Source organism: Sphingomonas sp. 28-62-20 (assembly GCF_002281505.1).
In genome coordinates this window covers 92,074-114,539 of record NZ_NCGH01000008.1, presented here as the reverse complement: position 1 = coordinate 114,539, position 22,466 = coordinate 92,074, and the positions used below count along the sequence as shown (strand labels likewise).

Below are 22,466 nucleotides of genomic sequence, written 5' to 3'. Positions count from 1 at the left end.
GATGCCAACTCTGGCTTGATCCCCGCGCAGCAACGCGCAACCATATCGGGACCGATGAGCAAGAGGAGCCGAATCGATGACCTTTACGCTTTACAAGGACAAGGCCGGTGAGTGGCGGTGGCGGCTGAAGCACCAGAATGGCAACATCCTGGCAACGTCGAGCGAGGGCTATTCGGCGAAGGCCGGTGCGCTGAAATGCATCGAAAATGTGAAGGGCTCTGCCGACGCCGAAGTCGTCGAGGAAGATTGATCAGCCAAACCGGGCTGGCGTGTACCGATCCGCATCGATGCCCGCCGGCCCGGCCTGACCAAGAATAAGCGCCGCGCCCAGCAAGGCGGCGGCGGGTGCGGTTTGGATGCCAATGCCCCCCTGGCCGGCAAACCAGAAAAAGCCCGGTGTCTTGGGATCAAAGCCAAACACCGGCAGGCGATCGGGCGCGAAGCTCCGCAGGCCGGCCCATTTGCGTTCAACCGCAACGACCTTCCAGTCCGTCACCGTCTCAAACCGATCGATCGCGATGGCCACGTCGATCTCCTCGGGCGCGGCATCACCGGGCTCAACCGGTGTTTCATCATGCGGACAGAGCCATAGCCGATTGGCCCCCTCTGGCCGGAAATAATAGCTGCCGGCAATATCGACCACCAGCGGCAGAGTTTCCGGCACATCATCAGTCGAAACCCGGACCTGAACGATCGTCCTGCGCTTGGGCTGAATGCCAATGGGGTGCGCGCCGGCCATCAACGCAACCCCGTCGGCCCAGGCCCCGGCCGCATTGACGATGATGCCGGCGGCAACCGACCAATCCCCGGCGCGAAGCACCCAATCGCTGCCAGACCGTTCAATCGCATCAATCCGGCGCGATGTGATCAATTCACCGCCTGCCCGGCGAAACGCCGCCTGCACGCTAGCGTGAAGGCCAGCGACATCGATATCCGCGCCGGTTGATTCGAGTAGCCCGGCAACCAGTATCGGCCGCGCGCGCGGGACCCAGTGTCGCACCCCGTCATGATCAAGCCGCGTGAGGCCGACCCCAGTGCCCGCGAAATCGGCTGCCATTTTGTCAAGCAACGGCAAAGCATCATGCTCGGCCACCGCCAATGACGCGCGCAGCTTCAAAAAGCCGCCGCGGTCGAGCGCGTCGTAAGAAGCGCGAGTCAGCGGCTGGACATGCGGCCCGCCCAGCGTTTCATGCCAGAATGCAGCCGAGCGCCCGGTCGAATGATAGCCGGGCATATCCTCTGCCTCAATCAACAGCACGCGGACGTGCGGCGCGAGTTCAGCGGCAAGGCTGGCCCCAGCAATACCGGCACCAATGATCGCGATATCGACGCGGCCATGGGGTGATATCATCCGATCAACCCTGCTGCGCGCGCGAGGCCAGGAAGATATCGATTTCCCCGATCGCCCGATTGCGGACGCTATCGACTTCGCGCAGCACCTCATGTGCTGCTTCCTTGCCGAACCGCAGTAAACGGCAATCATGCAGCTTTGGGGCCAAAACGATCGCGGCCTTGGCATCAACCAGCTCATCCGCCGTCGGCACCAGCATCAGCGTTGGAATGCGCATCGCCTTTAGCCGCGACTCAGCCCGAAGCTGGCGGGTGGAGGCAAAAGCCTCGATCACCCAGCGCCAGCTCGGTGGTCCGGTGACGATCTCCGGCTTGGTTTCCTGCCACCAGATTTCATCGGCATAGCGTTCGGCGTCATGCGTCAGCAGCGATTGGCGGGTATCGAGCGCGCCGGGCTTTTCATTGCCCTTCCACGCCGGCCGCATGGCGTTGCCGATGCCGCCGATCAGCCGGGCAACGCGCTCGCCAAGGGCGGCCCCAAAGCCGGTCTTCAACCCCAGCATCGGCGCGACCAGCACCAAAGCATCGGGCTTCGCCACCCCCTCCACCGCCGCGCGCAGCACCAAATGCCCGCCCATTGAATGGCCCACCACAATCTGCGGCGCCGCTGCCTGTGCCGACCAGGCATCGAAAAATTCTTTAAAATCAACAATATAAGTTGAAAAATTATCGATATCGCCAACCTGGGGGTTGGGCGTAAGCCGCCCGGATCCGGCCTGACCGCGCCAGTCAAACCAGGTAACCCCCCATCCCTGGCCATGCCAATGCGCGAATAATTCCAGATATTTTTCAAAGATATCACCGCGCCCACCCTGAAACAGGATGCTGCCGCGCGGAGTGCCCTCCGCCGGCCAATCGAACCGCCGCAGCGCCCAGCCATCGCTGGCTGTCCAATGGGTGATCCGGGCCGCAGCAGGAATCGCGCGGCGATAAAGAAGTGGAGAGGCCATGGCGTTGGTTACTTTTTAGAAAGCCGTTCCGTCTAGGGATAAGCTTGATGAACTGGGACTATCTCGTCGCTTTGATGCCAGCGCTGCTCGCGCTGATCCTTGTTTCGGCAGGGATAGAGGACGTGCGGCTGCGCACAATCGCCAATTGGAAAAATGCGTTGATCGTCGTGCTTGCGGTGCCGTGGTGGGTGGCCAACGGCATGACGTTTTGGCCCGATATCGCGATCCAGATCGGCTTTGCAGCTGTTATCTTTGGTTTTTTTGTGGGTGCCTTCGCGCTTGGCCAGATGGGTGGCGGCGACGTCAAACTGATCGGCGCGCTGGCATTATGGTTCCCGGTCCAACCGATGATCTGGCTGCTGATCATGATGTCGCTGATCGGCGGCGGGCTGACGCTGGTGATGATGATCGATCGCTGGCGACGGCAGGACAAGGCACCGATCGAGATTCCTTATGGCGTGGCGATCGCAATCGCCGGCCTTTTGGCGGTTCAGGAACCAGTTTTTAACCAATTTACGTGAATGCTTAACGACGGATCAACCGATCCGCGTCCGAAAAGGCCGAATGTGTCATGGATGGTAAGAAGATCATACTTTTGGTGAGCGCGCTGATCGTGGCGGCGTTGACGGCATTCATGGCGCGCAGTCTGGTCGCCGGGTCGAGCACGCCCGTCGCGGGCGCAGCCGTCGTCCAACCCGTCCAGCAAGTCGATGGCCCTGAGGTTTTGGTCGCGACCCGCGCACTGCCGGTTGGCACGATCCTGGACGCAACTGCGCTGAAATTTCAGCCCTGGCCCAAAGAGCTGGTCGACAACGCCTATTTCCTGAAGAAGCAAACCGATTTGAAATCGCTGCAAGGCACCGTGGTCCGCAACGCGATCACGGCCGGCCAGCCCGTTACCCAGGGCGCGCTGGTCAAGCCGGGCGATCGTGGCTTTCTGGCCGCCGCGCTCGGACCCGGCATGCGCGCCGTTACCGTGCCAGTCCAGGCCAATGCCGCCGTTGCCGGCTTTGTCTTTCCCGGCGACCGGATCGATTTGATGCTCACCCAGACGGTCGCCGGCGGCGGCGATGGCCCGCCGCTAAAAGTATCGGAAACCGTGCTGCGCAATTTGCGCGTGCTGGCGACCGATCAGCGCACCGACAATACGGTGGGCGAAGACGGCAAGACCGTTGTGCGCACTTTTTCCAGCATCACGGTCGAGGCGACCCCGAAGCTCGCCGAACAGTTGACGGTGGCCCAAACGCTCGGCTCGCTTTCGGTCGCGCTGCGCTCAATCGCCGACAATAACGCCGAACTCGAAGAAGCGATTGCGTCGGGCTCAGTCTCGGTTCCCGATGGCAATGATCCCAATGCCGAAAAGGCGATGATCATGAAGATCGCCTCACGTCCCACAGCAGGTGCCTCCACCTTTGCCACTGGCGCCGATGTCTCGCGCTTCCAGCGCAGCACGGTGCCCGGCAAGCCTGCTAGCGAAACAACGGGCCCGAATGGCGTTGCCTTTCCGGGCGGTGCCGCAACTGGCCCAATCGTCCGCATCGCACGCGGCAATGCTGTGACCGACGTTTCGGTCGGAGGGAAGAAATAGGATGCGTAGTTCAGCAAAACTGATCGGATGGCCAATCGTGGCTGCGGTCGCCGCCAGCGCGATCTGCAGTACCGCGCCAACCGACGCGCAGACCGTGGCCGCATCGCCGACGACGACCGTCGATGTCGCGATCGGTCGCGGCAGGCTGATCAATCTGGCCCGGCCAATGACTGATCTGTTCGTCGCCGACGACAAGATTGCCGATGTTCAGGTGCGTTCGCCCACCCAGCTCTATGTCTTCGGTAAGGGCGCCGGGGAAACCACGATTTATGCCACCAGCAAGGGCGGCGCGGTCGTCTATGCTGCCAGCGTCCGGGTTGGCGCCAATATCGATTCGGTCGGCCAAATGCTGTCCCTGGCGATGCCCGATGCCCATATCGTTGCAACGCCGATGAATGGCCTGATCCTGCTGACCGGCACGGTGCTGCAGCCAGACGATGCCGCCGAAGCCGAGCGGCTGGTGCAGGCCTATGTCGGCGATGCGACCAAGGTGCTGGTGCGCCTGAAAACCGCGACGCCACTGCAAGTGAATTTGCAGGTAAAATTTGCTGAGGTCAGCCGCTCTTTCATCAAGAATATCGGCGTCAACATCCAGAACCGCGCCAGCGGCAATCCGTTGTTCAACATTGCGCAGGGCCGCCAGGGGGGGATTTCGACCGTTCCGGGTGACACCACCCCAACGACGACGGTCGATCAAAATGGTTTGACGCCCGGCGCTACCTTGTTCCAATTCCCGAACAGCCCCGCTTTTGGCACCGCATTGGGCCTTGCCGGGCGCTATTTTGGCGCGGATCTGCTCGCCTCACTCGATCTGGGTGAACGCAAAGGGCTGGTCTCCACGCTCGCCAATCCAAACCTCACCGCGCTTTCGGGCGAAACGGGGACATTCCTGGCGGGTGGCGAAATTCCGATCCCGATCAGCCAGGGCCTGGGCGCTGTCTCAGTCGAGTATAAGCAATATGGCATCAGCCTGGTCTATACCCCAACGGTGCTATCAGACGGCCGCATCTCGCTGCGCGTCCGCCCGGAAGTATCGCAGCTGACTTCGGCTGGCGCGGTTCAGATCAATGGCACCACCATCCCCGCGCTCACAACCCGCCGGGCAGAGACGACGGTCGAGCTCGGCTCGGGCCAGAGCCTGATGATCGGTGGGCTGCTGCAGAACAACCACAACAACTCAATCTCGCAGGCGCCCGGGATTGGCGATGTGCCGGTGCTTGGTGCGCTGTTCCGCTCTAACTCGTTCCAGCGTGACGAAACCGAGCTGGTAATCGTGATCACCCCGTATCTGGTGAAGCCAGTCAACGCGAATGAGATTGTGCTGCCGACCGACGGCTATAAGTCACCCAGCGACCTTGATCGGGTGTTTATGGGCTCGCTATCGCGCGGCTCGGAGACCGAAGATCGGCCCAAGCCCAGCGTCGCGCCGGCATCGAGCCAACCCGCCATTGGCGCGGTCAGCCCATTGCCGCTCGGCCCCAGCCCCACGCAGCCCATTCGTGAGGACGCCAAGGTCATCGTCCCCAACCCGCGCAAGGCCGGCAGCAGTGCCGCCCCAGGGTTCAGCCTCAAATGACCGCGTATCGCCGCAGGGAGAAGATCATGTTCCACCGTCTCTCGATTATCGTGCTGGCTGCTCCGGCCCTGTTAATGGCCGGATGCGCTGGGTCGATGCAGGACAATCGCGGCCTGGAATCGGTTCACCAGCCGGTTGTCACCCGCACCGATTATGTTTTTGATATGACGACCGATTATGGCCGCCCATCCGCTGGCGAACTCCAGCGGCTATCGGGCTGGCTGGGCACGCTGCGGCTTGGCTATGGCGACAAGATCGCGCTTGATGATCCGGCCGGAATCAACAGCATGGCACGCGCCGATATTGCCGCAGTGATCGGGCGTTACGGCCTGTTCCTGGCCGATGCGGTGCCGATTTCAGCGACGCCGCCCGGCCCTGGCGCGATCCGCATCATCCTCACCCGGACAACGGCATCTGTGCCGAGTTGCCCGGACAATCACGATGCGGGGACGTTCAACTTCAACGCCCATACCTCCTCAAACCATGGCTGTGCGATCAATTCCAATCTGGCGTCGATGGTCGCCCAACCAGAAGACCTCGTCCGTGGTCAGCCTGGTGGCGCGACCTCTGATCCCGCGACCGGGTCGCGCGCGATCAGGGCGCTCCGGTCCGGCACCGGATCGGGCGGTACCAGTACAACCAGCGGCGCTGCTGGCGGCGCCAGCGCGGGTGGCAGCGGCGGCGCATCGTCGAGCGGCGGGGGTGAAGGCTGATGAACGCCCCCTTCAATCCGGGCCGCCTTGGCACGCGTGAACCCTTTGTTGCCTTTGTTTGCGATGAGACGACGGCTGAATCGCTGCGACCGATCGCCGTGGAACTCGGCTGGGCACCCGAAAAGGTCAATAAAGGTGGCTTGCGCAATGCCGTCCAGACCCTGTCGGTGTCGGCCAGCCCCCATATCCTGTTCGTCGATCTATCGGAAAGCGGCGATCCGCTGAACGATATCAACGCGCTGGCGGAAGTTTGCGAACCCGGCACGGTGGTTATCGCCGCCGGGCAGGTCAACGATGTCCGCCTCTATCGCGATCTCGTCGCAAGCGGCATTCAGGATTACCTGCTCAAGCCGTTCAATCCAGATATGCTGCGCGATGCCTTTGCAACCGCGCAGGCGCTGCTCAACGCGCCAAAGGTTGTCGATATGTCGGCTGAACGGCCGCATTGTTCGGCAGCAGTGATCGGCACGCGCGGCGGCGTCGGCGCGTCCTCGGTCGCGACCTCGCTTGCCTGGTTGATCAGCGAAAAAATGGGCCGGACAACGGCTTTGCTCGACCTGGACGTTCATTTCGGCACCGGCGCCCTGGCGCTAGATCTGGAACCCGGTCGCGGCCTTACCGATGCGATTGAAAATCCGAGCCGCATTGATGGCCTATTCATCGAACGCGCGATGGTGAAATCGAGCGAAAGGCTGTCGATCCTGTCCGCCGAGGCCCCGATCAATTCGCCGGTGATCAGCGATGGATCGGCCTTTTATCAGCTGCAGGAAGAAATGCGTGCAGCGTTTGAATGCACGATCACGGATTTGCCGCGCGCCATGCTCGTCAATCATCCGCATTTGATCAGCGATGTGCAGTTGGCGGTCGTCGTCACTGAATTAACGCTGGCGGCGGCGCGCGATTCGATCCGCATCCTGTCGTGGCTGAAATCCAATGCCCCGCAAACGCATGTCTTCGTTGTCGCCAACAAGGTCCATGTTGGTGGCCAGCTCGAAATTTCCCGCAAGGATTTTGAAGGGTCGATTGAACGCAAGATCGATTTCGCGATCGGCTTTGACCAGAAAACGGCGGCGCAGGCAGCCAAGCTGGGCAAGGCCATTGCTGAAACCGGCAAGGGATCAAAGGCAATCGCGCCACTGCATGAACTGGCGACCAAATTGCTGGTCGTCGCCGATGGGTCCCATGACCAGAATAGCGGCAAGCCTGGCAAGGCGGCTAAATCCGGATCTGGTCAAAGCTCGCTGATGGGCAAATTTGGCACGCTGCGCGGGCTGATCACGAAACGGGCGGCAAAGACGAAATCATGAATGATTGCCCGTGGGCAAACGGTGAATAAAAAGGCGCGTTGAATGAATTTGCTCCCCTTCATGCTGCTGTGCTTCGGCGCGCTGGTCGTGCTGGGGTTGATCGCGTTTGCATTTGCCGGGCCATCACCAGAGCGCGCCAAAGTGCGGCGGCTACGCACCCTTACCAATCGCCATAATGGCGCAAGCGGCGCGGTAGCAGAGGCGCATTTGCGCCGGATTACCCAGCATCGTTCAACCCGGATGGATGCAGCGGCAATGCGCTTCCTGCCCAATCCGGCGCTGCTCAAGAAGCGGTTGATGATGACGGGCAAGACCTGGACCGTCGGCCAATATGGCACGGCGACGATGAGCATCATCGTCGTCGTTACAGCATTGCTGGCGCTTCGCGGCGTGCCGGTCCTGTTGGCCTTGCTGGTGGGCATCATCATCGGCGCGGGCTTGCCCCATATGGTGGTGGGCTTTTTCATCAAGCGGCGCATCGCCAAGTTTACCGCCAAATTCCCCGATGCGATCGAGCTGCTGGTGCGTGGCTTGCGATCCGGGCTGCCCATCGGCGAGACCATGGCTGTTGTCGGCGCCGAAGTGGATGGCCCCGTAGGCGTGGAATTCCGGTCGATCACGGACAAGATGAAGATCGGCAGGACCATGGACGTGGCGCTGCAGGAAACCGCTGACAGGCTGGGCACGCCGGAATTTCAATTCTTTGTGATCACGATCGCGATCCAGCGCGAGACGGGTGGCAATCTTGCCGAAACGCTTGCCAATCTGGCGACCGTGCTGCGCATGCGCGGACAGATGAAGCTGAAGATCAAGGCGATGTCGTCGGAATCCAAGGCATCGGCCTATATCGTCGGGTCGCTGCCGTTCATCGTGTTCAGCATGATCTGGATGATCAACAGCAGCTATATGCAGAATTTTTTCGTCGACCCGCGGCTGATGGTCGCTGGCGGCGGTGGGCTGCTGTGGATGGGGATCGGGGCGTTCATCATGGCCAAAATGGTCAATTTCGAAATCTAGCGACGGGAAAAACTGCGCGTGCAATTCCAGGGTGCCTCTGCCGGACCGACGATCCTCGGGGTCGATGTGACCAGCGTCGCGACGCTGCTCGCTGGCGTCTGCGCCTTCATGGTGCTCGTCGCGATCTATGCGGTGATGACGGTCAACGATCCGATGACGAAGCGGGTCAAGGCGCTCAACGATCGCCGTGAGCAGTTGAAAGCGGGCATTACCGCTTCGACCGCGAAACGCCGGGCCAAGCTGGTTCGGCAGAACCGCACGACCGATCGCATGCGCAATTTTCTTCAGTCGCTGCAGGTGCTGCAAGACAGCCAGGTGAAGGCCGCCCAGATCAAGCTGATGCAGGCCGGTATCCGATCAAAAGAATATGCCGTCGCGGTCATTTTCGCGCGCATGGTGATGCCCGTCATATTGGGCGGGACGATGCTCTATTTGGTCTATGGGACAGAGATGTTTGCCGATTGGTCGCCGCTCAAGGCCTATGGCCTCGTCGCGGGCAGCTTTATCCTCTCCTACAAGGCACCCGATCTCTATCTGAACAACAAAATCACCAAACGATCGGATGCGATCCGCAAGGGATTGCCCGATGCGCTCGATTTGCTGGTGATTTGCGCTGAAGCCGGTCTGACGGTGGATGCCGCGTTCAATCGCGTAGCGCGCGAACTTGGCCGCGCTTATCCTGAACTCGGCGATGAATTCACGCTTACCGCAATCGAACTGGGCTTTCTGTCGGAACGTCGGCAGGCCTTTGAAAACCTCGCTTTGCGGGTCAAGCTCGATGCGCTGAAGGGAGTGGTGACGACCATGGTGCAGACCGAGAAATACGGCACACCGCTCGCTTCTGCGCTGCGCGTGTTGTCGGCGGAATTTCGGAATGAACGGATGATGCGTGCCGAGGAGAAAGCGGCGCGGCTGCCCGCGATCATGACGATTCCGCTGATTCTCTTCATTTTGCCGACGCTTTTCGTCGTCATTTTGGGGCCAGCGGCGTGTTCGATCTCGGATGCCTTTTCGGGCGGCATCTGATCGGCGCTGAGCGCTTGCTTGCGGAGAAGTGAAAGGGCAAACTGGGTAACGACAATCCATGTCGTGAGGCCAAGCCATGCTGCCCCAATTGCCCAATTCGCCAGCCCAGATCGCTGTCCTGGCCGCATTGCTCGTGGTGGCCTGGGCGCTGGGCTATTTCGCATCGACCTTTGAAGGCAAATGGCGGCGGCGCTTCAATGACGAGCGGCGATTTTACGCGCAGTATCGCGACGAAACCGATCGACTGAATATCGAAAAAACCCAGCGCATCGCCGAACTTGAGACGCAGAAAAACGTTCTTTCTCAAGAAATTGTTCGCTTGCGTAACGATATCACAACGTTGACCGAGCAAGCCCGCACGCCAGTGCTGCCCCCAACCCCTGTGCCTGAGCGGATCGCCGACGCGGCACCGATGGCGGCCGAACCTGCGCCCGAACATCCCGCTGAACCCGAACCAGAGGCACCGGTCCCAACCGCAACGGTCGAGCCCGAAGCTGCGCCAACACCGCAGCCGGTTGCCATGGACTCGGCTGAAGAGCCCGCCCCCATGGCGCTGCCCATCGCCGCAGCGATTGCCGCACCGTTGGCCAGCGCGATGGCAAGCGGCCATGAAAATCTGCCCCATCTCGAGACAAACCACGCAGACGATGTGACGAGCGCGCCAGCACCCGAGGCGCCTGCAGCGGTTCTGGTCGATGGTCCCGCCGATAGCCCGGCGCATGACGTCGCCGAGCAGGTGGCCGCTGATCCTGTGCCCGGGGAAGAGCATGACGAGCCCGTCGCAATCGACGCCGAAACCGCCGAGCTGACCCGGATCAAGGGGATTGACCCCGTGCTTGCTGCCGGGCTTGCCTCGCTTGGGATCCGCAGAATCGAAGACATCGAAAAGCTGAGCGCTGAGGATGAGAAATCGATCGAAATTCACCTCGCGATGAAGCCCGGCCAAATCGCCAATGATCAGTGGCGCTTGCAGGCCGCGTTAATCGGGTCAGGCGAAGATGGTGACGCTGAACCCGAGATGGCGACAGCCGAACACGCCTAATTCGAAACGCGGCACCGCGATTGGCGGCGCGCTGCATCGATTGCGTCGATGGGGGCATTGCGATCGATCAGGATACGGATCAGAGCCACCCCGCGCGTGCCGTGCGGCATCACCGCTTGATAGCCCGCCGGGACTTTCTGGCCTGCGCGAACGAGCGCGACATGCACCGGTGCATTGGCGCTTTGTGTATTGTTGCGAACAAACGCCACATTGGTGAGATCATCGAACACCGACAGCGACCAATAGGGGGCGGCGACCGGCATCACATCGATGAGCACCGGGCCGACACCAATGTCATAAGGGCAGCTAGAATAGAGCAGATCGGGGCTGGGGCGCACAATCGCGCGCGATTTGGCGGTCACGATCGGCGCGTGCGTCATCTTGTTGATGCCCCCCGCCGTCGCGACCCGGCGCACCGCTAACGCCATCAGCGCACGCGGGATCACGGCCAGCGTCGCATGCCAGGCCAATAGGCCGCAAAAAATGCCCAGCAAGAGGGGCGCTAGCCAATGCCGGATCACGCGCAAGCCTCCCGAACGATCTGCGGCAATTGGCTGCGCGTAAAATCACCCTTGCCGCCATCAGCGGGCAAATAGGCGCGCAGCGTGAGTTGAAACGCCCCTGCCCCGCCGGTCGGCAACCAGCGCCCCGGCTGCTGACCAGGGGCGACGATGATGGTCCAGCGTGATGCCTCGGCAGGCGGCAGGCTTGCGCTGCCGACCGAATAAATATTGGCGGCGTTCGGCACCAGATAACCGGCCGGATCGTAGAAGGTCAGGCTCCACCATTTCGCGGGCAGCGCGCCGCCGGTGATGCGATAGCGGCACGCGCCATCAAGCGTCCGACCGGCATCGTCGGTTGCGGCGGTGTAATAGCGCGCTTCGGTGGCCGGCAGCGCCAGCAAGCCGCGCAGCGCAACCACCGCGCGGGTATAGCCGCTGGCCGATGCCGTGCCGAAATCGCTGCCCGTCATCCAGGGGCCGATTGCATTTTGCGCGCCAAGTGACCCGGCCCGGACGGTGCCAATCGCCGCCGCCCCACCGATCAAGACACCCGCTACGCCGCCAATCAGCAGGCGTGCCCAGCTTTTCATTCAACCATCCTCATCCCAATTGGATGACTGGTTGCCGATTATCGCCGGTTTTTCAATGCGGCTTGTGCAGCGGCGAGTCTTGCGATGGGAACGCGGTAGGGCGAGGCGGAGACATAATCGAGCCCAGTGGTCTCGCAAAAGGCGATGCTGGCGGGATCACCGCCATGTTCGCCGCAGATTCCTAGCTTGATATCGGGCCGCGTTTTGCGACCCCGTTCCACGGCGATCTCGATCAGTTCACCGACTCCCTCGACATCAAGGCTGACGAACGGATCGGTCGCGTAAATCCCCTTATCGACATAGGTCGTCAGGAAGCGCCCGGCATCGTCGCGGCTGACGCCAAGCGTCGTCTGGGTGAGATCATTGGTGCCGAACGAGAAGAATTCGCCGACTTCAGCAATCTCCGCCGCCTTGAGCGCGGCGCGCGGCAGTTCGATCATCGTGCCGACCAGATAGTCAAGCGTGCGGCCCTTTTCGGCGAACACCGCCACGGCCTGCGCATCGACCACCGCCTTCATCAGTTCGAGTTCCTTGCGGGTGCCGACCAGCGGGATCATCACTTCCGGGATAGGCGCAGCGCCGGTTTTGTCAGCGACATCGATCGCCGCTTCGAAAATCGCGCGCGCCTGCATCTCGTAGATTTCGGGATAGGTCACGCCCAACCGGCAGCCGCGATGGCCGAGCATCGGGTTGAATTCATGCAATTCCCCGGCGCGACGGCGCAGCGCTTCGATGCCGATGCCGGTCGCCTTCGCCACGTCAGCGAATTCGCTTTCCTCATGCGGCAAAAATTCGTGGAGCGGCGGATCGAGCAGCCGGATCGTCACGGGCAGCCCGGCCATCACTTCAAAAATCTGGGTGAAATCGCCGCGCTGTTCGGGCAGCAATTTGTCGAGCGCGGCGCGGCGGCCCGCTTCGCTGTCGGCGAGGATCATCTGGCGGACCAGGGTGATCCGCTTGGCATCGAAGAACATATGTTCGGTGCGGCACAGGCCGATCCCTTCTGCGCCAAAATCGCGCGCGGTGCGGCAATCGAGCGGGGTTTCGGCATTGGCGCGGACGCGCAGGCGGCGGACCTTGTCGGCCCAGCCCATCAGCACGCCGAAATCGCCGGCCAGCACCGGCTGCACGGTCGGCACTTCGCCCAGCATCACTTCGCCCGATGCGCCATCAATCGTGATGATGTCGCCTTCCTTCACTTCGCGCCCGGCGACGCGCATCATCCGCGCCTTGGCATCGATTGAAACGGTGCCCGCGCCCGATACGCAGGGCCGCCCCATGCCACGCGCAACCACCGCTGCGTGGCTGGTCATGCCGCCGCGCGCGGTGAGGATGCCCTTGGCCGCGTGCATGCCGTGAATGTCTTCCGGGCTGGTTTCAGTGCGCACCAGGATCACCGATTCGCCCAGCTCTGCCCGGTTCTGCGCGGTTTCGCTGTCGAACACCGCCGCGCCTGACGCAGCGCCCGGCGATGCGGGCAGCCCGCGCGTCAGCACGTCGCGCACGGCCTTTGGATCAAGCGTGGGATGCAGCAATTGATCGAGCGCCGCCGGATCGACCCGCGCGACGGCTTCCTCCTCAGTGATCAGCCCTTCATTGGCCATATCGACCGCGATCTTCAGGGCAGCAGACGCGGTGCGCTTGCCCGATCGCGTCTGGAGCATCCACAATTTGCCGCGTTCGACGGTGAATTCAATGTCCTGCATGTCGCGGTAATGCACCTCGAGCAGGTCAAAAACCTCGGCCAGTTCGACATAGGTTTCGGGCATCGCCTCTTCCATGCTGAGCGGCTTGGCCCCGGCTGCCTCGCGCGCGGCGCGCGTCAGATATTGCGGCGTGCGGATGCCAGCGACGACGTCCTCGCCCTGCGCATTGATCAGGAATTCGCCGTAATACGCGCGGTCGCCCTTGGCGGGATCGCGGGTGAAGGCCACGCCCGTCGCCGATGTTTCGCCCATATTGCCGAACACCATCGCCTGCACATTAACGGCCGTGCCCCAGTGATGCGGGATGCTGTTGAGCCGGCGATAAACCTTGGCGCGTTCCGACTGCCATGAGCCGAATACCGCGCCAATCGCGCCCCACAGCTGGTCATGCACGTCCTGCGGGAACGGCTTGCCCCAGAGCCGCTCGACGATTTTCTTATATTCCGCGACCAGCGCCTGCCAGTCTTCGGCGGACATGTCGGTATCGAGGAAATAGCCATTATCTTCCTTGGCAACCTCCAGCGCTTCCTCAAACCCGTCATGATCGAGCTCAAGCACGACATCCGAATACATCTGGATGAAGCGGCGATAGCTGTCCCACGCAAATCGCGCATCGCCGCTGGTGGTGGCGAGCCCGGCGACGGTCGCGTCGTTCAGCCCCAGGTTGAGCACGGTATCCATCATCCCCGGCATCGACACCCGCGCGCCCGAGCGCACCGAGACGAGCAACGGGTTGGCAGGATCGCCGAAGGATTTGCCGGTAATGCCCTCAATATGGGCAAGGCCAGTGGCGACTTCGGCGCGCAGGCTGTCAGGGAAGGCCTGGCCTTCTTCATAATAGCGCGTGCACATTTCGGTGCTGATCGTGAAGCCGGGGGGCACGGGCAAGCCGATCGAGGCCATCCCATCCAGATTCGCGCCCTTACCACCGAGCAGTTCCTTGCTCAGCCCATGGCCATCAGAAACACCGCCGCCGAAGCGGTAGACATACTTTGTCACTTCTTTGCTCCTTAAAGCCCCTCCCCTTTAGGGGAGGGGTTGGGGTGGGGGCTATCCCCTTGGCGCTGCATTTGTGGACAGCCCCCACCCCCGTCCCCTCCCCTGAAGGGGAGGGGTGATAATTGTCATCCCTCGATCTTCGAAAAATCAGCAACACCGTGCACTGCACCCCGGACGCGCGCCAACAAGCCGAGCCGCGCGGTGCGTTTGGCGGGGATGGGATCATTGACGATCACGGTTTCAAAAAAAGCATCGATCGGCGCGCGGAGGCTGGCGAGCGCGGCCATGGCGCCTTCGAAATCCTCTGCCGCGACGGCGGCCGTGGCGGCGGGTTCCGCCACGTCGAGCGCCGCGATAAGCGCGGCTTCGGCGGGTTCGGGGGTGTAAGATGACGACTTAGCATCTCCACCGTCGCCCCGGCCCCCGAGCCGGGGCCCCGCTTCTTCTTCTGCCGTCGACAAGCGGGACCCCGGATCAAGTCCGGGGTGACAATCGCCTGGGGCGGGGGCTTCGTACCCCTCCTTCTTCAAAATATTCGCCGCGCGCTTATACCCCGCGAGCAGGTTCGCGCCGTCAGCGGTGCCGATAAACGCCTGCAACGCGTGGACGCGCGCGAGCAGGCGGATGAGGTCGTCCTCGCCACCAAGCGCGAACACCGCATCGATCAGGTCGTGGCGGACACCGGCTTCGCGTTGCTGGACTTTGAGGCGGTCGGCTAGGAACGACAGTAATTGGATACCGGGAGGCCAACCATCGAGTCCCTGAGCACTCGGAAGAAGTGCTTGGCTGATCGCGGACGCGAGCGACAGTCGGAGCTGATTGTCGATAATCAGCGATAAGCAACCGATCGCTGCCCTGCGTAAAGCAAATGGATCCCGAGAGCCTGTCGGCCCCTCGTTGATTCCAAAAAACTTGGCCAGCGTATCCAGCTTATCCGCCAAACTCACCGCCACCGTCACGGGATCAGTCGGCACATCATCGCCCTGCCCGACCGGCTTGTAATGATCGCGGATCGCGGCGGCGACGCGGGGGTCTTCGCCCTGCGCGGCGGCGTAATAGCCGCCCATCACGCCCTGCAGCTCGGGGAATTCGCCGACCATCAAGGTGACGAGATCGGCCTTGCACAGGCGCGCGGCGCGTTCGGCGAGGGTGGCGAGTTCCTCTAAATCCTCCCCTGCAAGGGGAGGGGGACCGCCGGCCGCAGGCTGGTGGTGGAGGGGGTTCTCCGCTGGCGAGGCCGTCGTTTGTGGCGCGCCCCCTCCACCAGCTTCGCTGGTCCCCCTCCCCGCGAGCGGGGAGGATTTGACGATGCCCTCCTCAACCAGCCACCGGGCCAGTTTGGCGACGCGATCGACCTTGTCGGCCACGCTGCCCAGTTTTTCATGAAACACGATCCGGTCGAGCTTCGTCGCCTGATCCGCCAGCTTCACCTTCAAATCAGTGTCGTAGAAGAATTTCGCGTCACTCAGCCGCGCGGCGAGCACTTTGCGGTTGCCGTCGACGATCTTCGCGCCGCCATCCGCCGCATCGATATTGGCGGTGCAGATGAAGGCGTTCGCCAAATTCCCATCCGCATCCGCGCACACGAAATATTTCTGGTTCGCGCGCGCGGTCAGCTGGATCACCTCGGGCGGGACGCTGAGAAACGCGTCGTCGAAGCGACCGAGCAGCGGCACCGGCCATTCAGTGAGCCCGGCATTTTCAATGAGCAGCCCTTCGTCCTTGATCAGCTCTAACCCCGCCTTGCGCGCGGCCATCGTCGCGCCGAGCGCGATGATCTGGGCGCGTTCGGCTTGATCGACGATGACATGCGCGTCGCGGAGCTGATCGGCATAGGTCGCGGCGCTTGCGATGCTGATCGCGCCCGAGGAATGGAAGCGATGCCCCATCGTCTCGCGCCCGCTGGTGATACCGGCGATCGCGCAGGAGACGACATCCCCGCCGAGGAGCGCGACGATGCCCTGTAACGGGCGCACCCATTTCAGGCTCTCGGTCGATGCCGACGCATCGCCCCAGCGCATCGATTTGGGCCAGGGAAAGGCGCGGATGATGTTGGGGATCGCTTCGGCCAGCACATCGGCGGTGGCGCGGCCGGGCTTGTCGATCACCGCGAAAAGGACGCCGTCGCGCTCGACGAGTTGGTCGCGGGTAAGCCCGGTTTTGCGGAGGAACCCGTCGAGCGCCTGTGGAGGGGCGGCGGTTTTGGGGCCCTTAATCTCCTCCGACACCGCTGCGGTTTCAAGCGGCAGATCGCGCGCGATAAGGGTCAGGCGGCGGGGGGTGGAGAAGGTGGTGATGGCAGGCGCGGCTAGCCCAGCGGCGGCGAGCTCGGCGGTGAACAGGCGCGCCAGATCCTCGCGTGCCTTCGCCTGCATCCGCGCGGGGATTTCTTCGGATCGCAGTTCGAGCAGGAAGTCAGTCACTCTTCAATCCTCCCCGCCAGCGGGGAGGGGGACCGCCAGCCTTCTTCAGGCTGGTGGTGGAGGGGGGCCGCCGCAAACGCAACGATCGCTTGAGCCGCCTCGTCAGCGTTCTTCAAAACGTCAGCCGCCATAATCCGCAAAACGCGGTAACCCGCCGCTTCCAACCACATTGTCCGCTGGATGTCCCGCTCCGGTCGATCGCCCATATCGTGCGCGATGCCATCGACCTCGATAACGAGCTTGGCAACGGCACAGTAAAAATCGGCTCGATAGGCTCCAATCGGGTACTGCTTGCGGAAGGCGATGCCTTGCGGCGACCCTTTGAGCCGCTGCCACAGCAATACCTCCGGCAAGCTCATTTCCCGGCGTGCGCGGCGGGCTTGGTATACTTCCGGCCGTCGGAGCGTGCGCGGCCTTCCCCCTCCGGTGCTGCGCACCACCTCCCCGTCCCGGGGAGGATTTTCGGTTGCGTTCACGCCGCCCACCCGTTTTTTGCCATCCACGCGCCGCATGCGCCCTTCGCCAGATCGCGGACGCGGCCCATATAGGCCTGGCGCTCGGCGACCGAGATGACGCCGCGCGCTTGCAACAGGTTGAAGACGTGGCTGGCCTTGATCGCCTGCTCATAAGCGGGGATCGGCAGTTTTGCTTCAAGGCAGTTCTCACACTCGGCGGTGTGCTTCTTGAACTGGTCGACCAGCGAATCGGTGTCGGCCACCTCGAAATTCCACGCACTCATCTGGCGTTCATTTTCCAGGAACACGTCGCCATAGCTCACCCCGGCATCGTTATAGGCCAGGTCGTAGATGCTGTCCTTGTTCTGGATATACATCGCGAGGCGTTCGAGCCCATAGGTCAGCTCGCCCGCGACGGGCTTGCAGTCGAAACCGCCCATCTGCTGGAAATAGGTGAACTGCGTCACCTCCATGCCGTCGCACCAGACCTCCCAGCCGAGCCCCCACGCACCCAGCGTCGGGCTTTCCCAATCATCCTCAACGAAGCGGATGTCGTGGGCGAGCATGTCGATGCCGATCGCCTTCAATGAGCCGAGATACAGCTCCTGCAGGTTCGGCGGGCTTGGCTTCAGGATCACCTGATATTGGTAATAATGCTGCAGCCGATTGGGGTTCTCGCCATAACGGCCATCGGTCGGGCGGCGGCAGGGCTGGACGAACGCCGCGTTCCAGGCATCGGGCCCGAGCGCGCGCAAAGTGGTGGCGGTGTGGAAGGTGCCCGCGCCCATTTCCATGTCGTAAGGCTGGAGAATCAGGCAGCCATGATCGCTCCAATAGCGGTGGAGAGTCAGGATCATGGCCTGAAAGCTTAACGGAGAACGGGTCGGCTGGCTGGCCAATGAACGAACCTTCGCACCTGCAATATTGAACGCGCGCACCTTTGGCGTGGGCATTGGGGCGGGTCAATGGCGCAGCGTTGCGGGTGCGCCCTGCTGATCGGCTTGCGCACGACGCGTTAACCCTTATCTATCGACGCAGATGGTCCCGATCAGGGTCGCCTTTTCGCCGCTGGGCGGCAGCTGGGCACGGCATGCGGCAATGCTGATGGCGGCGTTGCTGTTTTCAGCCCCGGTGGCAGCACGCGAGCCGCCACCGATCAGCTATCGCGCTGTAGCAGACGATGACGCGGCCTCGCGCTATGGCCAGCCACAATTGCGCTATCCGCGCCTCTCGGCCGATGACCGCGTCGCGCCCGATGATTTCGATGTGCGTTGGCTGGAGGGTGCCGATTGGCCGAACGATAGCGAACAATTGGCGCAGCTATCGCAAAACTATCGACCGCGCCCGGCGATCTGGCGGATTAGTGATCGCGATACGACGATCTATCTGTTCGGGACGATCCATGTCCTGCCACCGGGCTTTGCCTGGCGGACGGCCGCGCTTGACCGCATTATCGCGCGATCGAGCGAACTGATCCTGGAATCGGTGGAGCGCAACGGCTTGCGGGACCAAGCGCCACCCGCCACTACGCTGCCCCCGCTGTCCGCGCGGGTCGGGGCCGATCATCGCGCCAAGCTGGCCGCCTTTACCGCCAGCCTGCCCCCCGAAGCGGCGACATTGTTCGATCAGATGCCAAGCTGGATCGCCTCCGTCGCAATCTCGCTGGTGCGTGAGTTACGCAGCGGTGAAGTGCCCGGACCCGGCGCCGATGATTGGCTGGAAGCGCAGTTCACCGCCCAGAAGAAGCGGGTGCGCGCGATTGAAAATAGCGATCAGGTGATCGCCAGCGTCAACGCCGTGCCTGAGGTGGAGCAGCAACGCATGGTGCATGCCGCGCTTGATGCGCCCATCCGCAGCCGGGCTGATCTGCGCGCCGCCACCCATGCCTGGGCCAAGGGGGAGGTTGGCCCCGATTCGGCGCTGACGATCGATCTTGCCGCCGCCACCGGCTCTGCCGCGCTCGCAGCGCCGTTGCTCACCAACCGCAATGCCGCTTGGGCCGCCACCTTGATCGCCCGGATGCGCCGTCCGGGCACGTGCCTGTTCGCCGCCGGTGCCGGGCATTTCATTGGCGATGGATCGCTGATCGCGCAACTTGAGATGCGCGGCGTGCGGGTGGACCGGGTTCAGTGAAGGGGTGTTTAGATCAGGGTCGGATGACTATTTGTCAGCGACACTTGACATGATCACGAATCAGGGGCATTTAGTCAGTGTACCTTGACATCGGGTCAGGGACGATTGACTAGGGTTCACGCGGATGTGGACAGGGCTGATGAAGAACAGATTGAAGGTGCTGCGCGCCGAACGCGACTGGAGCCAAGCGGAGCTTGGTGGCCGGCTGGGCGTGTCGCGTCAGGCCGTCAACGCGATCGAAACGGGGAAATATGATCCTTCCCTGCCGCTCGCCTTCAAGATCGGCCGACTGTTCGACATGGCTATCGAGGAGGTTTTCGATGATGGCGAGGAGCGCTCCGATGGCAACGCGTGAGATGGGCCCAGGCGAATTGGCGACACTGGCGCGCAAGCGGTACCAGCGCCGACTGTACATCGGACTAATTATCTTCGGCGCAGTCATCGGGTCGTTGATCGGCGCATTCGATACGCATCCGCATGAGGGCGGACCATCACTGTGGCACATCACAGGGCTCCAACTATCGCCTGCCATCGCGATCATCGGCGCGATCGGCCTGCTGATCGGGCTGATTGGGCTGCCGCTCTACATGTTCCGCACGATCGACGAGCTGGCGGCGCGGCGCAATCTGCGCGGGCTGGCGGCAGGCTGGCTGGCGGTGCTGGGCGGTTACCCGGCGTGGTTCGTGCTTTCGGCGGGCGGCCTGGCACCCGCGCCGACTGCGCTTGGACTGTTCCTGCTCGGCTATGGGGTGACGCTGGTCACCTTCATCATCCTGAAGTGGCGCGACTAAGAAACCGGTCAAGGATTGAGCAATGAGCAAAGGCACATCCGACACTGACTGGCAGGCCAGTGCCCGCAGCCAGTTGCGCAACCAGCGTGCGGCGTGGATCGGCTCCATTGCGGCAGGCGCCATTGCCGGTGTGCTGATGGGGATCGGCGTGAACATCGATCCAGGGCTGATGCGCACGGCTTTGCTTGGCGGTGGCGTGTTGGCGATGGTCGTCTGCCTGGTCTGGGGCACGCTGATTTATATGCGTGTCATCGACGAGCAGGAACGCGATGCCAATCTGTGGAGCTGTTACGTCGGGATGGTCGTCTATCTGACGCTGTTCGTGGCGAAGGACATTGGCCAGAAGCTGGACCTAAACCTGCCGATCAGTGAATTCGGGATTTTTACAGCGACAATGGCCATCGTCCTGGCCGTGTTCGTCAAGCGACGTTTTATGTGACTTATTGGCGTTAAACCCCAAAACTACCCCTGAGAAGAGAGACATGATGTTGATCACACGCAAACGCCTGCTCGGCGCAATGAGCCCGATTGCCCTGATGCTCGCTGGCCCGGCCATTGCCCAGACGGCGGCGACGCCTCCTGCGGCTGCTCCCGTCGCCACGGTCGATGCCGACCCCGCCTTGTGGGTGGTGAAGGACGACGACACGACGATTTATCTGTTCGGCACGGTCCATGTCCTGAAGCCCGGCCTGAGCTGGTTCGACGAAGGCGTGAAAAAGGCTTTCGACGCCAGCAAGGAAGTCGTGCTCGAAATCCCGTTGCCCAGCGATGCGGAAGCCCAGAAGATATTGCTGCCGCTGGTCGTCGATCCCGACGGCCCACCGCTGACCGAAAAGCTCCACCCGGAAAAGCGCGCTGCCTATGCAGCCGTGCTCGCCAAGCTGGGCTTTCCGCCGACGGCATTCGACAAGCTTTATCCCTGGTTTGCTGCCGTAACGATGAGCAACATCTTGCTGCAGAAATCCGGCTATGATCCGAATTCGGGTGCTGAGCGCGCTATCGATGTCGCCGCGAAAGCGGCGGGGAAGCCTGTAACGGGTCTTGAAACGCTGGAACAGCAGCTCGGTTATTTCGCCACGCTGCCCGAAGCCGATCAGATTGCGTTTCTGGAACTGGGTGTCGATGATTTCGACGACGGGATTAAAACCATCGACGAGATGGTTGCCAATTGGACCAAGGGCGATCCCGAAGCGCTGGGCGCCGTCATGAACAGGGACATCGACAGGCTGCCCAAGCTTTACAAGATCCTGCTCGCCGATCGCAATGTCCGCTGGGCGAATTGGATCGATGAACGGATGAAGAAGCCCGGCACGGTGTTTATCGCGGTTGGCGCGGGCCATCTGGCCGGCAAGGACAGCGTCCAGGTGCAGCTGGGCACCCACCATCTGGCCGCCACCCGGGTCAACTATTGAAGGGTTCGGGCACATGCGATGGCGGCTGATCACGCCCCTATGGATCGCCGCCTTCATCGCCCTGCCCGGCTGCGACCGGCCGCGCCCTGCCCCGGCGCGGCCGGCGCTTTTTTTAGTCCGCGACGCCGACACCAGAATCTGGCTGTTCGGGACGATCCACGCGCTGCCCCCGTCCGTCGATTGGGAAACACCGGCGGTGACGCGCGCGATTGCTTCGTCGGACCAATTGGTGACGGAAATCGCAAAGCCCAATCCGGCGGTGATTTCCGCGTTGTTTGTCAAGCTCGCCCGGCGCGGCGGCCTGCCCCCGATCGCTGCACGGCTGCCCGCTGATCATCGCGACGCGCTTGACCACGCTATTGCCAACGCTGGTGAATCCGCCGCGACACTCGACCGGTTGGAGACATGGGCCGCCGCCGTCACCATTGACAGCGGACGCGCCCGCGCGGCCGGGGCGACCCCTGCTGACGGCGTCGAAACGGTGCTGGCGGCGCGCTTTGCCGGCAAGCCACAACGCGCGTTCGAAAGCGCAGGCAGCCAGCTGGGGTTTTTCGACACGCTGAGCGAGCGCGACCAGCGGCTGTTGCTTGCCCGAACAGTGGAAGACAGCAGCGGCTATCCGGCAATGCTGGCCGCCTGGTCGGCTGGCAATGTCGCTGCGCTGGCGCGCAGCAACGACCGACTTTTTGCGGGTGCGCCAGGGCTGGAAGCAGCCCTGCTGACCAATCGCAATGCGCGCTGGAGCCGCTGGATCGCCCTGCGGATGAAGCAGCCCGGCACGATCATGATCGCGGTGGGCGCGGGGCATCTGGTCGGGCCGAAATCGCTCGTGGCGATGCTGCGCGCACGCGGGCTTCGCGTCGCGCGCGTGCAGTAAGCTGCCCC

Annotated in this window: 23 protein-coding genes; 15 read left to right on the top strand and 8 right to left on the bottom strand. The window is 62.5% G+C overall.

Annotated elements, in window-relative coordinates; genetic code table 11:
- Nucleotides 1-76: 76 nt before the first annotated feature.
- Nucleotides 77-250: a YegP family protein gene (locus B7Y43_RS08545; protein WP_374131215.1), complete on the top strand. Its 174-nt coding sequence runs from the start codon at nt 77-79 to the stop codon at nt 248-250.
- Here the strand turns inward: B7Y43_RS08545 and B7Y43_RS08540 are convergent, their stop codons facing one another.
- Together B7Y43_RS08540 and B7Y43_RS08535 are read right to left on the bottom strand one after the other, a co-directional pair.
- On the bottom strand, nt 251-1,351 hold the full coding sequence (locus B7Y43_RS08540) for an FAD-binding oxidoreductase (RefSeq protein WP_374131214.1): 1,101 nt from the start codon (nt 1,349-1,351) through the stop codon (nt 251-253).
- A 4-nt stretch (nt 1,352-1,355) separates the two neighbouring features.
- The gene (locus B7Y43_RS08535) at nt 1,356-2,300 is read right to left on the bottom strand and encodes an alpha/beta fold hydrolase (RefSeq protein ID WP_374131213.1); all 945 of its coding nucleotides are present in this window, start codon (nt 2,298-2,300) and stop codon (nt 1,356-1,358) included.
- 47 nt (nt 2,301-2,347) lie between these two features.
- On the opposite strand from B7Y43_RS08535, the gene B7Y43_RS08530 reads away from it, so the two are divergent.
- From B7Y43_RS08530 to B7Y43_RS08495, 8 genes are all read left to right on the top strand, one after another.
- Nucleotides 2,348-2,821: a prepilin peptidase gene (locus B7Y43_RS08530; RefSeq protein WP_374131212.1), complete on the top strand. Its 474-nt coding sequence runs from the start codon at nt 2,348-2,350 to the stop codon at nt 2,819-2,821.
- 50 nt (nt 2,822-2,871) lie between these two features.
- The gene (gene cpaB, locus B7Y43_RS08525; RefSeq protein WP_374131211.1) at nt 2,872-3,888 is read left to right on the top strand and encodes a Flp pilus assembly protein CpaB; all 1,017 of its coding nucleotides are present in this window, start codon (nt 2,872-2,874) and stop codon (nt 3,886-3,888) included.
- A gap of 1 nt (nt 3,889) precedes the next feature.
- Entirely contained in the window at nt 3,890-5,464 is a 1,575-nt protein-coding gene (locus B7Y43_RS08520) for a type II and III secretion system protein family protein (protein ID WP_374131210.1), read from the top strand.
- Nucleotides 5,465-5,490: 26 nt separating this feature from the next.
- Nucleotides 5,491-6,177: a CpaD family pilus assembly protein gene (locus B7Y43_RS08515; protein WP_374131209.1), complete on the top strand. Its 687-nt coding sequence runs from the start codon at nt 5,491-5,493 to the stop codon at nt 6,175-6,177.
- Complete coding sequence (locus tag B7Y43_RS08510; RefSeq protein ID WP_374131208.1) at nt 6,177-7,484, top strand: pilus assembly protein CpaE; 1,308 nt, start codon at nt 6,177-6,179, stop codon at nt 7,482-7,484. The genes B7Y43_RS08515 and B7Y43_RS08510 overlap by 1 nt, the downstream gene beginning before the upstream one ends.
- A gap of 42 nt (nt 7,485-7,526) precedes the next feature.
- Nucleotides 7,527-8,501, top strand: coding sequence for a type II secretion system F family protein (locus tag B7Y43_RS08505; RefSeq protein WP_374131207.1), 975 nt, complete (start codon nt 7,527-7,529; stop codon nt 8,499-8,501).
- Between the two features lie 18 nt (nt 8,502-8,519).
- Nucleotides 8,520-9,527 carry a type II secretion system F family protein gene (locus tag B7Y43_RS08500; protein ID WP_374131206.1) on the top strand — a complete coding sequence of 336 codons (1,008 nt, stop codon included), beginning with the start codon at nt 8,520-8,522 and terminating at the stop codon, nt 9,525-9,527.
- Between the two features lie 76 nt (nt 9,528-9,603).
- Entirely contained in the window at nt 9,604-10,569 is a 966-nt protein-coding gene (locus B7Y43_RS08495; protein WP_374131205.1) for a hypothetical protein, read from the top strand.
- Here the strand turns inward: B7Y43_RS08495 and B7Y43_RS08490 are convergent.
- The 6 genes from B7Y43_RS08490 to B7Y43_RS08465 form a co-directional block, all read right to left on the bottom strand.
- Nucleotides 10,566-11,090: a DUF1254 domain-containing protein gene (locus B7Y43_RS08490; RefSeq protein WP_374131204.1), complete on the bottom strand. Its 525-nt coding sequence runs from the start codon at nt 11,088-11,090 to the stop codon at nt 10,566-10,568. The genes B7Y43_RS08495 and B7Y43_RS08490 overlap by 4 nt on opposite strands.
- Nucleotides 11,087-11,662: a DUF1214 domain-containing protein gene (locus B7Y43_RS08485; RefSeq protein ID WP_374131203.1), complete on the bottom strand. Its 576-nt coding sequence runs from the start codon at nt 11,660-11,662 to the stop codon at nt 11,087-11,089. Before B7Y43_RS08485 ends, B7Y43_RS08490 begins: the two co-directional genes overlap by 4 nt.
- Before the next feature lie 38 nt (nt 11,663-11,700).
- Nucleotides 11,701-14,367, bottom strand: coding sequence for a pyruvate, phosphate dikinase (gene ppdK, locus B7Y43_RS08480; RefSeq protein WP_374131202.1), 2,667 nt, complete (start codon nt 14,365-14,367; stop codon nt 11,701-11,703).
- A 125-nt stretch (nt 14,368-14,492) separates the two neighbouring features.
- Entirely contained in the window at nt 14,493-16,790 is a 2,298-nt protein-coding gene (glyS, locus tag B7Y43_RS08475) for a glycine--tRNA ligase subunit beta (protein WP_374131201.1), read from the bottom strand.
- Nucleotides 16,787-17,302 (bottom strand): endonuclease domain-containing protein, encoded by a 516-nt coding sequence (locus B7Y43_RS08470; protein WP_374131200.1) that lies wholly within the window; start codon nt 17,300-17,302, stop codon nt 16,787-16,789. The genes glyS and B7Y43_RS08470 overlap by 4 nt, the downstream gene beginning before the upstream one ends.
- Nucleotides 17,263-18,102, bottom strand: coding sequence for a glycine--tRNA ligase subunit alpha (locus B7Y43_RS08465; RefSeq protein WP_374131199.1), 840 nt, complete (start codon nt 18,100-18,102; stop codon nt 17,263-17,265). The genes B7Y43_RS08470 and B7Y43_RS08465 overlap by 40 nt, the downstream gene beginning before the upstream one ends.
- Before the next feature lie 181 nt (nt 18,103-18,283).
- Between B7Y43_RS08465 and B7Y43_RS08460 the strand changes: the two genes are divergently transcribed.
- The 6 genes from B7Y43_RS08460 to B7Y43_RS08435 all read left to right on the top strand — a co-directional run bounded on the left by B7Y43_RS08460 (nt 18,284) and on the right by B7Y43_RS08435 (nt 22,458).
- Nucleotides 18,284-19,378, top strand: coding sequence for a TraB/GumN family protein (locus B7Y43_RS08460; RefSeq protein ID WP_374131198.1), 1,095 nt, complete (start codon nt 18,284-18,286; stop codon nt 19,376-19,378).
- A 139-nt stretch (nt 19,379-19,517) separates the two neighbouring features.
- The gene (locus B7Y43_RS08455) at nt 19,518-19,733 is read left to right on the top strand and encodes a helix-turn-helix transcriptional regulator (RefSeq protein ID WP_374131197.1); all 216 of its coding nucleotides are present in this window, start codon (nt 19,518-19,520) and stop codon (nt 19,731-19,733) included.
- Entirely contained in the window at nt 19,720-20,169 is a 450-nt protein-coding gene (locus tag B7Y43_RS08450) for a hypothetical protein (protein ID WP_374131196.1), read from the top strand. Before B7Y43_RS08455 ends, B7Y43_RS08450 begins: the two co-directional genes overlap by 14 nt.
- 22 nt (nt 20,170-20,191) lie before the next feature.
- Nucleotides 20,192-20,608, top strand: a complete 417-nt coding sequence (locus B7Y43_RS08445) for a hypothetical protein (protein WP_374131195.1) — start codon at nt 20,192-20,194, stop codon at nt 20,606-20,608.
- Nucleotides 20,609-20,651: 43 nt separating this feature from the next.
- Nucleotides 20,652-21,581 (top strand): TraB/GumN family protein, encoded by a 930-nt coding sequence (locus tag B7Y43_RS08440; protein WP_374131194.1) that lies wholly within the window; start codon nt 20,652-20,654, stop codon nt 21,579-21,581.
- 13 nt (nt 21,582-21,594) lie between these two features.
- Nucleotides 21,595-22,458, top strand: a complete 864-nt coding sequence (locus B7Y43_RS08435) for a TraB/GumN family protein (protein ID WP_374131193.1) — start codon at nt 21,595-21,597, stop codon at nt 22,456-22,458.
- The last annotated feature ends 8 nt before the right edge of the window (nt 22,459-22,466 follow it).

Excerpts from the sequence above, each read along its gene's own strand:
- B7Y43_RS08540 (WP_374131214.1), bottom strand. The coding sequence starts at position 1,351 with ATGATATCACCCCATGGCCGCGTCGATATCGCGATCATTGGTGCCGGT.
- B7Y43_RS08450 (WP_374131196.1), top strand. The coding sequence starts at position 19,720 with ATGGCAACGCGTGAGATGGGCCCAGGCGAATTGGCGACACTGGCGCGC.
- B7Y43_RS08435 (WP_374131193.1), top strand. The coding sequence starts at position 21,595 with ATGCGATGGCGGCTGATCACGCCCCTATGGATCGCCGCCTTCATCGCC.
- B7Y43_RS08515 (WP_374131209.1), top strand. The coding sequence starts at position 5,491 with ATGTTCCACCGTCTCTCGATTATCGTGCTGGCTGCTCCGGCCCTGTTA.
- B7Y43_RS08440 (WP_374131194.1), top strand. The coding sequence starts at position 20,652 with ATGATGTTGATCACACGCAAACGCCTGCTCGGCGCAATGAGCCCGATT.
- B7Y43_RS08495 (WP_374131205.1), top strand. The coding sequence starts at position 9,604 with ATGCTGCCCCAATTGCCCAATTCGCCAGCCCAGATCGCTGTCCTGGCC.
- B7Y43_RS08455 (WP_374131197.1), top strand. The coding sequence starts at position 19,518 with ATGAAGAACAGATTGAAGGTGCTGCGCGCCGAACGCGACTGGAGCCAA.
- B7Y43_RS08510 (WP_374131208.1), top strand. The coding sequence starts at position 6,177 with ATGAACGCCCCCTTCAATCCGGGCCGCCTTGGCACGCGTGAACCCTTT.
- B7Y43_RS08465 (WP_374131199.1), bottom strand. The coding sequence starts at position 18,102 with ATGATCCTGACTCTCCACCGCTATTGGAGCGATCATGGCTGCCTGATT.
- B7Y43_RS08520 (WP_374131210.1), top strand. The coding sequence starts at position 3,890 with ATGCGTAGTTCAGCAAAACTGATCGGATGGCCAATCGTGGCTGCGGTC.
- B7Y43_RS08445 (WP_374131195.1), top strand. The coding sequence starts at position 20,192 with ATGAGCAAAGGCACATCCGACACTGACTGGCAGGCCAGTGCCCGCAGC.
- B7Y43_RS08505 (WP_374131207.1), top strand. The coding sequence starts at position 7,527 with ATGAATTTGCTCCCCTTCATGCTGCTGTGCTTCGGCGCGCTGGTCGTG.
- B7Y43_RS08485 (WP_374131203.1), bottom strand. The coding sequence starts at position 11,662 with ATGAAAAGCTGGGCACGCCTGCTGATTGGCGGCGTAGCGGGTGTCTTG.
- cpaB (WP_374131211.1), top strand. The coding sequence starts at position 2,872 with ATGGATGGTAAGAAGATCATACTTTTGGTGAGCGCGCTGATCGTGGCG.
- B7Y43_RS08470 (WP_374131200.1), bottom strand. The coding sequence starts at position 17,302 with ATGCGGCGCGTGGATGGCAAAAAACGGGTGGGCGGCGTGAACGCAACC.
- B7Y43_RS08535 (WP_374131213.1), bottom strand. The coding sequence starts at position 2,300 with ATGGCCTCTCCACTTCTTTATCGCCGCGCGATTCCTGCTGCGGCCCGG.
- B7Y43_RS08530 (WP_374131212.1), top strand. The coding sequence starts at position 2,348 with ATGAACTGGGACTATCTCGTCGCTTTGATGCCAGCGCTGCTCGCGCTG.
- B7Y43_RS08545 (WP_374131215.1), top strand. The coding sequence starts at position 77 with ATGACCTTTACGCTTTACAAGGACAAGGCCGGTGAGTGGCGGTGGCGG.
- B7Y43_RS08460 (WP_374131198.1), top strand. The coding sequence starts at position 18,284 with ATGGTCCCGATCAGGGTCGCCTTTTCGCCGCTGGGCGGCAGCTGGGCA.